We start from the raw sequence: 12,915 nt of genomic DNA, 5'->3' as shown, positions 1-12,915 counted from the left end.
GTTCCGCTTTGCCCCGCCGGCAGATCGCCGGCGATCTGCCGCACGCCATCCCGCCCTATCCGGCCGCAAGCGGCGGCACGGGCTCTTCCGCCCGCAGCCAGCGCTTCAATCCCTCGACATCGCCGTCCCCCACGGCGGCGGCGACGCGCCGTCCGACCGCCGCACCGAACTTGTAGCCGTGCCCCGAACAGGCCGAGACGATCAGGCACTTGCCCTTTTCGGTGGCGAAGAAGCGCTCGTCCTCGGTGAAGGTGTAGGCGCAGGTGACCACCTCGGTCACCCGGTATTCCTCCACCCGGGCGATCGGCGGCGCGAACAGGTTGCGGATCGCCTCGCCCTCGCCTTCCACAGGCTCGCGGTTCCAGTCGGCGTCGCTGGTCTCGACCTTGTGCAGGCCCGAGCCGAACTTCATGCCGGCGCCGCCTGACGGCGGGATCATGTAGCCGTCGGTCTTGCCGCCGACGTCGAGGATGACCGGCGCTTCGTCCCAAGCAGCCTTCAGATCCGCCGGCGGCTCCACATAGGCCAGCGCCGTGCGATAGGTCTTGAGCGTCCCCTCCAACTCCGGGAACAGTTTCAGTACCCAGGCGCCCGCCGTCACCACGATGCGGTCGGCAACGATCTCGCTGCCGTCCTCCAGCGCGACCGACCCGGCATCGGCATCCACCGAGACGACCTTGCTGTTCTCGTAGAGATTGGCGCCGTGGGCGCGCAGCCATTTCGCCAGCCAGGCCGCGATTTTTCGGCAGTGCAGTGCACCGCCTTCCGTCGAGAAATAGGCGTAACGGAAGGTGCCCGCTTCCAAAAACGGCCATCGCGCGACCGCCTCCTCCGGCCCAAGCAGGTCGAACGGATAGTTCCCCGCCTCCAGCCCTTCCCGATGGATCTCCGCCTCGTCGCCTTCCTCGCGCGAAACACACATGAACCCGCGCGGATCGAGATGGGTTTCGCCAAGATCAGCCCACATCGCGTCCCAGGCGTCATAGGCCTCGGTGATCAGCCGCCCATATCCCGCCGCCTTGCCATAGGCGCGGCGGATGATGCGGTGATGATCGCCAGACGCCGCAAGTGGATTGGGGATCGGCCCCTGCTCGACTAGGGTGACGTTATGGCCCGCCTTCACCAGCGACCAGGCCGTGGACAGGCCGGCAATGCCGGCACCGACGATTACGATCTGCATGCTTGGTTCTCCATCATCATCCGAGATAGCGCCATCGAACGGAAAGCCAAAAGCGCATTACGACAATCTTCCCTGTCGGCATAATTCCGCCTAGTGAATCGCCATGCAGTTCCCCTGTCCCCAATACCTTACTTTTGACCTCGCCACGCGCCGGCTCATCCTCGCTCCGCACGCGCCTGCCTTCGTGCAGGATCCTTACCAGGCCTATCGCTGGATGCATGCGGACGCACGTTGCGTTTTCTGGGAGAATTACCGCTTCTGGTGTTTCGCCGGTTACGATGAGGTCAACCGGCTGTTCCGCGACAGGCGGTTCGGGCGCGAACGGCCGGGCGGCTATCGCGCGGCGGTGGCGGCTACCGGTGAGCGCTGCCACCTCGCCGATTTCGACGCCGTCGAGGCCGGATCGCTGCTGGAACTGGAACCGCCTGCGCATACCCGCTTGCGCACGCTGGTCAACCGCGCCTTCGTGTCCCGCCAGGTCGAAAGGCTGCGGCCGAAGATCGAAACTCTTGCGCATGCGCTGATCGATGGTTTCGAGAGCGCAGGCCGCGCCGAATTGATCCGCGACTTCGCAACGCCCCTGCCCGCCGCCGTCATCGCCGAGATGATGGGCCTGCCGGCGGAGAGCGGCCTGCAGCTCGTCGCATGGTCCAACGACATGGTCCGCATGTACATGCACAAGCCAAGCCGCGCCCACGCGGAACACGCTAACGCCTCGGCCCGCGCCTTTGCCGACTTCATCCGCCGGCACGCGGCCGAGAAGCGCAGGCAACCCGGCGACGACCTGCTCAGCCTGCTCACAGCCGCCCATGAGGACGGCCAAAAGCTGAGCGAGGACGAACTCGTCTCCTCGGCGATCCTGCTGCTCAATGCCGGCCATGAGGCGACGGTGCACCAGACCGGCAACGCGGTGAAGGCGATCCTTTCGCAAGGCGGCGATCCCTGCCGCTTCTTCGCGACGCCGGAGCTTTCCGCCGCGACGGTCGAGGAATGCCTGCGCTACGACGCCCCCCTGCACATGTTCACGCGCTACGCCTACGAGGATGTCGACTTCGGCAATGGCGCAACGGTGCGCGCAGGCGACCAGATCGGCCTGCTGCTCGCGGCGGCCAACCGCGATCCCCTGGCCTTCTCGGACCCGGACGAATTCCGGCCCGGAAGACCCGACCAGAAAAACGTCTCCTTCGGCGCCGGCATCCATTTCTGCATCGGCGCGCCGCTGGCCCGGCTCGAGCTCCAGATCTCGCTGAAGACCCTGTTCGACCGCCTGCCGCAATTGCGGCTTGCCGACGCTCCGCAATTTGGCGACACATACCATTTCCACGGCCTGAGCAGGCTCGACACCACATTCGACAGACAGGCCTGATATGGCATCGCGCACGCTAAAACTGGTCGCCGCGCTTTTCTTCGTCGCAGCTGCCGCCTTTTCCGCTCCCGCGCTAACACAGGAAGGCGAAACCCGGTTGGAACTGATCGACGCGCCGTCCATGCAGCGTTTCATCGCCAGCGTCTTGCTCGCGCGCGAGGTCGGCGGGCCGGTCGACGAAAACGGCATCGCCTACGAGAGCCTCTCGATCAACGGCTACGGCTTTCCCGAACTGTTCGTCTACTCCGAACAGGCCGCGCTCTGCCCCGGCGGAACATGCCGGGTCCGGCTTTTCGCGCTTGTCGACGGCGAGTTCCGCGACCTTCTCGCCGGTCTGGGTCCAAAGGCCGAAGTCGCGCCCGACCAGATCGCTATCCTCGGCGAGACCAACGGCGGCTACAACCAACTGTCTTTCGCCGACAACGTGTTCATGTGGACCGGAGAGCGCTATGTCGAGAAGGCAACCGTGGCGCCGACAAAACTCGACAGCGCCGCGTTCCGCGACGTTTGCAGCCGCTATCTCAACCTCGACGCTGCGATCAGGATGAATGGCGGAACGCCGGAAGACCAGGCAGCGGTTTGCGGCTGCATCGCCGACGGCTTCAGCCAGCGCGGGCTCGGCGGAGAGGTGCTGGACCTTTTTACCCGCGAGATCGACGGCACCATTTCCGACGAGGAAAAACGACAGCTCGGCAAGACACACGAATTCGCTTCCACCAACGGCTACGAGCTACAGACCCTCTGCATGGCGGCGCGCGGATGGGAATCCGAGCCCAGTCCTCCGCTGCCGGCAAATCCGCCCGCCCCCATCGCCAGCGACGTCGCGGGTTTCGTCGCCGCCTGCCGGGCGCAGGACTGGATCGTATCGAACGGCAAGATCGGCTCCGACGACCGCGCCCTCGCCTTCTGCGCCTGCGCTGCGACGGCCATGTCGGCGAAGGGACTGATGCAGGAGGATTTCGAGGCGCTGGTCCCGTTCTACGAAGGGTCGGTGTCCGACGACGAGCTTTCGGAGCAGCGGCCCGACACCTTGCTGGCCAACGACGAGGTCTCGGAGACCTGCCTGCAGGAAATGCCGGCGCGATGACCGGCCTATCGCGGCATGACCCGGCGACGCCGGACGGAGTGGTGATCTTCGCCTTCCTCCAGGAGCCGCCTTTCTGCTTCACCGACGCATCGGGCGCGGTGACCGGCTGCGACGTGGAACTGGCCCGCGCGGTCTGCGACAGGCTTGGCCTGCGTTTCCGACCGGTCGAGACCGAGTTCGCCGCGCTTCTGCCGGGCCTCATCGACGGCCGCTGGACCATGACCACCGGCCTCTTCGTCTCCGAGGAACGCAGCCGGCTGGTCGATTTCACGCGGCCAGTCTGGGCTCTGGCGGACGGCCTGCTGGTTGCCAGGGACAATCCGCTCGGGTTCGCCGGCTATCGCTCCTTCGCGGAGGATAGCGGCGCCTTGCTCGGCGTCATCACCGACCAAGTGCAAGGCATGACTGCGCTTGGGAACGGCATTCCCGCCAGCCGGATCAAAACCTTTGCGACACAGGCCGATGTGGCGGACGCCGTCGCCACGGGCCGGGTGCATGCCTATGCCAGCGTCGCCATGGCGCATCGCGGCTATCTGGCGCGGCTGCCGGACGCCCCCCTTGCCGTGGTCGACGTGCCGTCGTCGGAGAAAGCCCCGGCCTTCGGCGCCTTCGCACTCAGCAAGGCCGACGCCACACTGCGCGAGGCGGTCGACGCGCACCTGGGCGACCTGCTGGGCAGCGGTTGGCATCGGGGCATTATGGCCCGATACGGATTTTCCGATCGCGATATCGAGCACGTCCTGGCGACGAAGCGGCGCTAGCCGCGCCCTCTCCCCGGATGGCACAATGCAAACGCGATGGCGGGCCATAGGTGCCAGGCAATCGTTCGACTAGGCTTGGCATCGCATCGATCATGCAGGGAGGGATCATGAAAATTCTGGGAAAAGGTTTTGCCGCGGCGCTGCTGGCGGCTTGTGCCGCGACAGGCGTTCACGCGGCGGAGCGGGCGCGCGATCTCGGCGTGCCGTTCGCCGGCAAGGCCGGGCCGCTCAACGCCATCACCGACGTCAAGGGCGTCGAGGTCGGCCATGTCACGCTGATCACCGGCGAGGGAAAGCGCGAGAAGGGTATCGGGCCGGTGCGCACCGGCGTCACCGTCGTGCTGCCACGCGGCAAGGAAAGCGGCAAGCCGGTCTACGGCGGCTTCTTCAACCTCAACGGCAATGGCGAGATGACCGGCCAGTCCTATTTGCAGGATTTCGGCATGGTCTACGGTCCGATCGGCATCAGCAACACCAACGCCATCGGTCAGGTCTATGCCGGCATCCAGCAATGGACATCCAACAAGTTTGGCGACGCTTTGTGGCCTGTGGTGGCCGAGACCTATGATGGCGGGCTGAATGACATCGAGGGTTTCCATGTAAAACCCGAGACGGCGATGCAGGCGATTGACAAGGCGGCCGGCGGCGCGGTCGCGGAGGGCAATGTCGGCGGCGGCACCGGCATGCGCTGCTTCGGCTTCAAGGGCGGCATCGGCACCGCGTCGCGCGTGATCGAGGTGGAGGACAAGTCCTACACGGTCGGCGTGCTGGCGCAGTGCAACACCGGCCTGCGCACGGTGCTCAGGATCGCCGGCGCGCCGGTCGGCGAGGAACTGGCCAAGACCTGGCTGCCCTGCTACGCGGCCGACGTTGCGGGCTCGGAGGAGAAGAAGCCGAAATGCGCCGCCGACGGCAAGGGCGGCACCCCTCCCCCGGATGACGGCTCGATCATCATCGTCGTGGCGACCGACGCTCCGCTCCTCCCGCACCAGCTCAACCGCGTGGCGCGCCGCGCCTCGCTCGGCCTCGGCCGGCTGGGCTCGTTCTCCGGCAACACGTCGGGCGACCTGATCGTGTCCTTCTCGACCGCCGAAGGCGCCAACGACGTGTCCGACGACGAGGTCGCGCCGTTCAAGCAGGTGTCGCAGGGCAATATGGACCCGATCTTCACGGCGACGGTGGACGCCACCGAGGAAGCGATCGTCAACGCCATGGTCGCGGCGGAGACCATGACCGGCGGCAACGGTTATCGACTGTTCGGTCTGCCGCATGATGAATTGAAGGCGATCTTGAAGAAGTACAATCGGGCTGCTGAGTAGGAGCATCCAAGCCTGCCTGGTCGAGGAGGTCGGCGGTTGAACCCGTCCTTCATTATTTTCTGTCAGGATCATGCCCGAGAACGACGTTTCGGGCATGAACAAGAAAACAATCGATCTTCTGCTGCGTTGGATGCTGCCCCCAGCGATGAGTGTCATCGGCATCGTCTGGGGTCGTCACCACCGATATGAACTTGCGTGGTTCTTTTTCGTCTTCTCTATTGGCTTAACTATGTACCTAGCCTGGGTGGCCTACAAGAACTGGCCATCACAAGCTCAGTGGCGGCAGAACAGGTCCAACGCCTACGGGCAGGTGTCGATATTCTTGGCTGTCGTGCTTTGCGGGATCTATTTGACCTACCTGAGCCTCAGGCTTGTGCTCATGGAAGCAGCATAGAACCATTCTGGGAAACCAGCCGAGACGGATAGGCGACCGCTAACAAAAACGGCCGCCTCGCGGCGGCCGTTTTTGTTCCGATATCGTCAGCTCGAACTACCCTTTCCTTGGCAACTGCGGGACGAGGCTGCGCTTGGCGCCGCCGTCCTTGGCGGGAGGCGCCAGCTTCGGCTTCTGCGCGGCGGCTTTCTTCGGCGCGGTCTTTTTTGCCGAGGCCTTGCGGACAGGCTTGCTGAGCGGCTCCTCTTCCTTTTTCGGCGTGACCGGAATCTCGTCGGCGATGGTCTCGAGCTTGATGCCCGTCTCGCCGGATTCCTTGGTCTCGACGGTGACGCGCACCGTGCCGCCCTTCTTGAGTTTTCCGAACAGCACCTCGTCGGCCAGCGGCTTCTTGATGTGCTCCTGGATGACGCGGCCAAGCGGCCGGGCGCCCATGCGTTCGTCGTAACCCTTGTCGGCCAGCCAGGCGATTGCCTCCGGCGCGAGGTCGAAGGTGACGCCGCGGTCGGAAAGCTGGGCCTCCAGCTGCATCACGAACTTCTGCACCACCTGGTGGATGACCGGAACCGGCAGCGAGCCGAACGGGATGATCGCGTCGAGGCGGTTGCGGAACTCTGGCGTGAACAGCCGGTTGATCGCCTCCACATCGTCGCCCTCGCGCTTGGTCGAGCCGAAACCGATCGCCGCGCGCTGCGCGTCCGACGCGCCCGCATTGGTGGTCATGATCAGGATGACGTTGCGGAAGTCGATCGACTTGCCGTTGTGGTCGGTCAGCTTGCCGTGATCCATGACCTGCAACAGGATGTTGAACAGGTCCGGATGCGCCTTCTCAACCTCGTCGAGCAGCAGCACGCAATGCGGATGCTGGTCGACGCCGTCGGTGAGCAGGCCGCCCTGGTCGAAGCCGACATAGCCGGGAGGCGCGCCGATCAGGCGGCTGACCGTGTGGCGCTCCATGTATTCCGACATGTCGAAGCGCAGCAGCTCGACGCCGAGCGACGAAGCAAGCTGCTTCGCCACCTCGGTCTTGCCGACGCCGGTTGGGCCGGAGAACAGGTAGCAACCGATCGGTTTTTCCGGTTCGCGCAGGCCGGCCCGTGCCAGCTTGATCGCCGAGGATAGCGCCGAAATCGCCGTGTCCTGGCCGTAGACGACCCGGCGCAGTTCGGCGTCGAGCGTCTGGAGAACCTGCTCGTCGTCGGCCGACACGGTCTTCGGCGGGATACGCGCCATGGTGGCGACGGTCGCCTCGATCTCCTTGATGGTGATCGTCTTCTTGCGCTTGGCCTCCGGCAGCAGCATCTGCGAAGCGCCGGTCTCGTCGATCACGTCGATCGCCTTGTCCGGCAGTTTTCTGTCGTTGATGTAACGCGCCGACAGTTCCACCGCCGCCTTGATGGCTTCGTTGGTGAACTTCACCTGGTGGAAGTCCTCATAATAGGGCTTGAGCCCTTTCATGATCTCGATCGTGTCCTCGATCGTCGGCTCCTTCACGTCGATCTTCTGGAAGCGCCGCACCAGCGCGCGGTCCTTCTCGAAGAACTGGCGGAATTCCTTGTAGGTGGTGGAGCCGATGCAGCGGATCGCACCCGACGACAAGGCCGGCTTCAACAGGTTCGACGCATCCATCGCACCGCCGGAGGTCGCGCCGGCGCCGATGACGGTATGGATCTCGTCGATGAACAGGATGGCGCCCGGAAATTCTTCGAGTTCCTTGACCACCTGCTTCAGGCGCTCCTCGAAATCGCCGCGATAGCGGGTTCCGGCGAGCAGCGTGCCCATGTCGAGCGCGAAGATGGTAGCGCCGGCCAAAACCTTCGGCACGTCGCCCTCGACGATGCGCTTGGCCAGCCCCTCGGCGATCGCCGTCTTGCCGACGCCGGGATCGCCGACATAGAGCGGGTTGTTCTTGGACCGGCGGCACAGGATCTGGATGGTGCGGTTGATCTCGTCGGTGCGGCCGATCAGCGGATCGATCTTGCCCGACCTGGCCTTCTTGTTGAGGTCGACGCAATAGGCGGTCAGCGCGTCCTGCTGCTTCTTCTTGCCGTTGCCGGTCTCTTCCGCCTCGCCGCTGCCCTGCGCGCCGTTCTGTTCTTCCTCGGCGCCGCGCGGCGTACGGCTTTCGCCTGCGCCGGGGCGCTTGGCGATGCCGTGCGAGATGTAGTTGACCGCGTCGTAGCGGGTCATCTGCTGTTCCTGCAGGAAATAGGCGGCGTGGCTCTCGCGCTCGGCAAAGATTGCGACCAGCACATTGGCGCCCGACACCTCGTCGCGGCCGGACGACTGCACATGGATCACCGCGCGCTGGATGACGCGCTGGAATCCGGCAGTCGGCTTGGAATCCTCGTCGTAGCCGGTGACGAGGTTGTCGAGCTCGGTGTCAATGTAGGTCAGCACCGTGCGGCGCAGTTCGTCGAGGTCGACATTGCAGGCGCGCATGACAGCGCCCGCCTCGGAGTCGTCGATCAGCGCCAGCAGCAGATGCTCCAGCGTCGCATATTCATGGTGGCGCTCATTGGCGAAAGTGAGGGCCTGATGAAGGGCTTTTTCAAGACCTGGGGAGAAAGCCGGCATGTTACCTCACTTCTTTTCCATCACGCATTGCAGCGGATGCTGGTTCTGACGGGCGAAATCCATGACCTGCGACACTTTGGTCTCGGCCACCTCGAAAGTATAGACCCCGCACTCGCCCACCCCGTGATTGTGGACGTGGAGCATGATGCGCGTGGCAGCTTCGCGGTCCTTCTGGAAAAAACGCTCCAGGATATGGATCACGAACTCCATTGGCGTGTAGTCGTCGTTGAGGATCAGGACGCGATACAGGCTGGGCTTCTTGGTCTTCGGTTTGGTGCGCGTGATGACGGCGGTCCCGCGTCCGGGGCCTTGCCCGTCACGGTCGCCGTTCTGATTTCTAGCCACTCGATGCGCCGTGGCTTCCCCGCCTTGTCTCACAGGTCCTTTCCTTCCGCGGGCTTTGCTCCCGCCCGTCACATGTAGGTCGCTGCGTGGCGATTTTAAGCCCTTCTATTGGGGAGACAATATGGTTGAGTCCCTGGCCGGGCCGTTCACCGACGATTGATGCCTCGGCGGGCAACAAAAAACCCGGCCGCGAGGCGCGACCGGGTCTGCCGGCGAACCGGCGATCGGAAACGATGACTGACGGTAAGTCGTCACTTGGCCTTGGCGACGAGCGATTCGAACGGCTTGTAGGCTTCCTTCGCCATGTCGGCGTAGAGGCCGGAAAGCTTGCTCGACTCGGCGACGAAGCCCTCATAGGCCTTCTTGGCGTAGTCGGTCTGGATCTCGACGGCGGTCTCCAGCGACTTGGCCGAAAACAGCTTCTCGAAGGTGGCGGCGCCGGTCTCGTAGGATTTCTTGGTGTAGTCGGTGGCCTCGGTGACGATTGCCTGGGCTGCCTTCGAAACGGAGGCGAAGCTCTTCAGGCCGTTGTCGACGAACTCCTTGCCGTACACGCCGGCATCTTCAAACATCGGGGTCATGAACAGTCCTCGTGCGGGGTGGGCGGAGCAATTATATGCGCCGCACGATTATTTATTGTGCAACGCACAAATTGTCAAGGCAGCCTTGCTTCACAAGGCTTTGAGCCGCACCAGACGGCTCGGATTTGAATCATTCTGGGCTAAAGCCCGAGCGAATTTCTGAACGATCTGGTTACCATAAACGGATTGGTAACGCGCGGCGCCTACTCTCAGGATTCGAGGCAGGAACCTTTGCCGCCTCGCGCGTGCAACCACGATCTCAAAGGGTGTCAACAGTGCGTCAGGCGACTGCGATCCGTTTCTTCAAGGCCTTGTGCTCCCCCGCAACGATTGCAGCCGGTATCATCGCCGCGGCGATCGGTCTGACGCCGATAGCCGCATCCGCGGCGGATTCGCGGTATGCCGCGATCGTCATCGACGCCAACACCGGCAAGACCCTGTTCTCGGCCAACGCCAATTCGCGGCGCTATCCCGCCTCGCTGACCAAGATGATGACGCTCTATTTGACCTTCGAGGCAATGAAGCGCGGCAAGATCAAGAAGACGACGCCGGTGACCTTCTCGGCGCAAGCCGCCGCGCAGCCGCCGACCAAGCTCGGCGTGAAGGCCGGCAAGTCCGTGACGGTCGAGACCGCGATCTATTCGCTGGTCACCCGTTCGGCCAATGATTCCGCCGAGGCGCTTGCCGAACTGATCGGCGGCTCGGAAGCCGGATTCGCCCGCATGATGACGGCCAAGGCCCGCGCGCTCGGCATGGAAGGCACGATCTTCCGCAATCCGCACGGCCTGCCCAACACCGGCCAGTTCACCACCGCGCATGACATGGCGACGCTGGGCATCGCGCTGCGCGAGCATTTTCCGCAATACTATTCCTATTTCTCGGTCCGCTCCTTCACCTACGGGAAGCAGCGCATCGCCAACCACAATCGGCTGCTTGGCAAGATCAAGGGCGTAGACGGCATCAAGACGGGCTATACGCGGGCGTCCGGCTTCAACCTTGTCTCATCCGTTTCCGACGGCAACCGCCGCGTCGTCGCCGTCGTGATGGGCGGCCAGAGCGCTGCAAGCCGCGACCGCCAAATGGCCGAACTGCTTGAGGAATACTTGCCGAAGGCGAGCGGCCGCAAAGGCGGCCCGCTAGTGGCCAAAGCCGACAGCGGCACGGTTCTCGACATCGCCAAAGCGATGTTGCCGCAGAAGAAGCCCACGCAGGTCGAAACCGGCCCGGCGGACGACCAGGACGAGGAAGTCGCGGCGTTCGTCGAGCGCACCGAGGAGGCGCGCCCGACGGCGAAGGCCGTTGCCAAGCCAACCGCCAAGGCTGTTGCCAAGGAGACCACGACCGAAGCCACGATGGAGCAGGCCTATGCCGCGCCGGCTCCTCGCCCGTCGGTCGAGGTCGATGCGGTCAAGACCGCTTCGGTGGAGCCGTCAGGCTGGGTGATCCAGGTCGCCTCCTCGCCGAGCAAGGCGGAAGCCACCAAGGCGCTGAAAGCCGCCACCCGCAAGGCGCCGCAGGTGCTGGCGTCGGCGTCCGGCTACACCGTGCCGTTCGACAAGGATGGCGTCACCTATCATCGTGTCCGCTTTGCGGGCTTTGACACCAAGGCCGCGGCCTGGAAGGCCTGCAGCCAGCTGAAGAAGAAGGACGTCGGCTGCTACGCCGTCCAGAACTAGGGCCAGTTCTAGCGCAGCTGGTGAACGCCAGTTCCTATTCCTGGCCCTAGCGTTTCTTACCTGTTCCGAATGTGTACCGAGTATCGGGAGAGTTAGTGGTGATTGGCGAGAAGGACATCCTTGGCTTCGTTGATGCGCGCCGCGAGGAACGACGTCCCCCCGAGGTCGGGGTGCAGGCGCTGCATCAGGCGGCGATGCGCCTTGCGGATATCCGCCGGGGAAGCCCCCGCTTCAAGACCAAGGATCTTGTAGGCCTCCTGCTTAGTCATGGCGCCCGCTCCTGGCGCAACTCGCTCCCCGTCGCCAGCCTGCGCCTTCGCGTGTTCGCGCCAGACGGGAAACCGGCCATCAAGATACGTCTCAAGTAGCTGCCGGCTCTCCCAGTCCTCCTTGAGGTCCTCGTAGAGTTCGCGAAGCTCCTTGAGCGACATGGTGCCGAGCATGCGCTGCTCATGCCGCCCGGCCAGCACCAGCCCTTCCAGCCCGCCCGTATCGTGGTCGAGTTCCATCTCCAGCGCAGCCGTGCGCACACTGGAGCGCTTGCCAGCCGTCTTAGGGCGCGAAGGCCCCGCCATGCGCGAGGCGCCATACCAGGCCAGCGCCAGCGACAGCATCATGCCGCCGACCCCTGCCCTGCCGAGCAGTGCCAGGCCGAGCCCCAGCAGCCCGAGCACCAATGGCCCGGAGGAACGCAGGCCCCGCGCCAGATTTGCGGCGTCCAGTCTGAGGAACGCGGTCAGCACCAGCAGGATGACGAGCAGGACGGCGACGCCGCCGATCGCATAGGTCATCTGGAGCCGCGCATATGTTCGATCAGCAATCGGTCCTCCGGCAAATTGCGCGCCTCCAGCGCCCTCAAGCCCCCGGCCGCGAACACTGCCACCGAAGACAGCAGCTTCGCAAGCTTGGCGGCGGCTGACCGGTCGAAGCGGAACCACGCGCCTTTCGACAGCCGCGCGATCTCGCGGAACGCGGATTCGGCTGTGGTGTTGGCGCCCTCCTGGAAGACGAAGACCGGCACGCCGCGCAGGCCGAGCTTGCCCGCCTGCTCGGCCAGCGTATCGATCTCCTCCTCGAAGGCATCGCCAATATAGACCAGCGCGTCGACCTTCCGGCGCGCCGTCTCCTTGAGCGTATGGGACAGGATTTTCCCGATCTGAGTATGTCCGGCGCGGCAGTCGATGCGCGTCATCAGGCTTTTCAGCGCCCCGGTATCGCGCACGAAGGCGGAGGAGCGGCATTCGGCCAGGCCGCGGAAATAGGCGAGCTGCACCGCCAGGCTGCCTGCCTTACCGGCAGCATCGAACATCTCGCCTTGCAGGCGGCAGGCGAGATCCCAGGTCGGCTGCCGGCTCATCGTGGCGTCGAGCGCAAGAATCAGGCGGCCGGTCTCAGGCCCCTTGGCGGCGGCCACGGTCCTGGCCAGCTTTACGAAATCGTCGATCTCGCGCGAGCCTGAAATGTCGAGCGACTTGCCGGAGCCTGTGTTGTCCTTGTCCATGCGGACAAAATGTGTCGGCGCGGCGCGGCTTGCAAGGCTGGCGACAGGCCGTAAGGCGCAATTTCGCCCATCATTGCGGGCGCCGACAGGCGGGTGATAGATTCGAGAATCGCTGCAATGCCGGGCTG

At 64.4% G+C, this 12,915-nt stretch carries 12 protein-coding genes; 6 read left to right on the top strand and 6 right to left on the bottom strand.

Annotated elements, in window-relative coordinates:
- Window positions 1-55 precede the first annotated feature (55 nt).
- Window positions 56-1,180: an NAD(P)/FAD-dependent oxidoreductase gene (locus tag ACSBOB_RS16715; protein ID WP_442583503.1), complete on the bottom strand. Its 1,125-nt coding sequence runs from the start codon at window positions 1,178-1,180 to the stop codon at window positions 56-58.
- A 103-nt stretch (window positions 1,181-1,283) separates the two neighbouring features.
- On the opposite strand from ACSBOB_RS16715, the gene ACSBOB_RS16710 reads away from it, so the two are divergent.
- The 5 genes from ACSBOB_RS16710 (at window position 1,284) to ACSBOB_RS16690 (ending at window position 6,107) form a co-directional block, all read left to right on the top strand.
- The gene (locus ACSBOB_RS16710) at window positions 1,284-2,546 is read left to right on the top strand and encodes a cytochrome P450 (RefSeq protein ID WP_442583502.1); all 1,263 of its coding nucleotides are present in this window, start codon (window positions 1,284-1,286) and stop codon (window positions 2,544-2,546) included.
- 1 nt (window position 2,547) lies between these two features.
- Entirely contained in the window at window positions 2,548-3,633 is a 1,086-nt protein-coding gene (locus tag ACSBOB_RS16705; RefSeq protein ID WP_442583501.1) for a hypothetical protein, read from the top strand.
- The gene (locus ACSBOB_RS16700) at window positions 3,630-4,394 is read left to right on the top strand and encodes a transporter substrate-binding domain-containing protein (protein ID WP_442583500.1); all 765 of its coding nucleotides are present in this window, start codon (window positions 3,630-3,632) and stop codon (window positions 4,392-4,394) included. Before ACSBOB_RS16705 ends, ACSBOB_RS16700 begins: the two co-directional genes overlap by 4 nt.
- Before the next feature lie 107 nt (window positions 4,395-4,501).
- Window positions 4,502-5,713 carry a DmpA family aminopeptidase gene (locus ACSBOB_RS16695; protein ID WP_442583499.1) on the top strand — a complete coding sequence of 404 codons (1,212 nt, stop codon included), beginning with the start codon at window positions 4,502-4,504 and terminating at the stop codon, window positions 5,711-5,713.
- Window positions 5,714-5,807: 94 nt separating this feature from the next.
- Window positions 5,808-6,107, top strand: a complete 300-nt coding sequence (locus tag ACSBOB_RS16690; RefSeq protein ID WP_442583498.1) for a hypothetical protein — start codon at window positions 5,808-5,810, stop codon at window positions 6,105-6,107.
- Between the two features lie 96 nt (window positions 6,108-6,203).
- Here the strand turns inward: ACSBOB_RS16690 and clpA are convergent, their stop codons facing one another.
- The 3 genes from clpA to ACSBOB_RS16675 all read right to left on the bottom strand — a co-directional run bounded on the left by clpA (window position 6,204) and on the right by ACSBOB_RS16675 (window position 9,610).
- On the bottom strand, window positions 6,204-8,684 hold the full coding sequence (gene clpA / locus ACSBOB_RS16685) for an ATP-dependent Clp protease ATP-binding subunit ClpA (RefSeq protein ID WP_442583497.1): 2,481 nt from the start codon (window positions 8,682-8,684) through the stop codon (window positions 6,204-6,206).
- Window positions 8,685-8,690: 6 nt separating this feature from the next.
- Window positions 8,691-9,029, bottom strand: a complete 339-nt coding sequence (gene clpS, locus ACSBOB_RS16680; protein WP_442583496.1) for an ATP-dependent Clp protease adapter ClpS — start codon at window positions 9,027-9,029, stop codon at window positions 8,691-8,693.
- 251 nt (window positions 9,030-9,280) lie between these two features.
- Complete coding sequence (locus ACSBOB_RS16675; protein WP_442583495.1) at window positions 9,281-9,610, bottom strand: phasin family protein; 330 nt, start codon at window positions 9,608-9,610, stop codon at window positions 9,281-9,283.
- 275 nt (window positions 9,611-9,885) lie between these two features.
- Here ACSBOB_RS16675 and ACSBOB_RS16670 point away from each other — a divergent pair, with 275 nt between their 5' ends.
- A complete protein-coding gene (locus ACSBOB_RS16670; RefSeq protein WP_442583494.1) occupies window positions 9,886-11,286 on the top strand; it encodes an SPOR domain-containing protein in 1,401 nt (466 codons plus the stop codon).
- A 92-nt stretch (window positions 11,287-11,378) separates the two neighbouring features.
- Here the strand turns inward: ACSBOB_RS16670 and ACSBOB_RS16665 are convergent, their stop codons facing one another.
- Both ACSBOB_RS16665 and ACSBOB_RS16660 read right to left on the bottom strand, forming a co-directional pair.
- Window positions 11,379-12,077: a DnaJ domain-containing protein gene (locus tag ACSBOB_RS16665; protein WP_442583493.1), complete on the bottom strand. Its 699-nt coding sequence runs from the start codon at window positions 12,075-12,077 to the stop codon at window positions 11,379-11,381.
- Window positions 12,074-12,787: a VWA domain-containing protein gene (locus ACSBOB_RS16660; RefSeq protein ID WP_442583492.1), complete on the bottom strand. Its 714-nt coding sequence runs from the start codon at window positions 12,785-12,787 to the stop codon at window positions 12,074-12,076. Before ACSBOB_RS16660 ends, ACSBOB_RS16665 begins: the two co-directional genes overlap by 4 nt.
- Window positions 12,788-12,915 lie beyond the last annotated feature (128 nt).

Origin of the sequence: Mesorhizobium sp. KACC 23794 (genome assembly GCF_052180275.1) — a bacterium.
Lineage (GTDB): Bacteria > Pseudomonadota > Alphaproteobacteria > Rhizobiales > Rhizobiaceae > Kumtagia.
The sequence above is the reverse complement of the archived record's forward strand: the minus strand, read 5'-3'. Positions and strand labels throughout refer to the sequence as shown.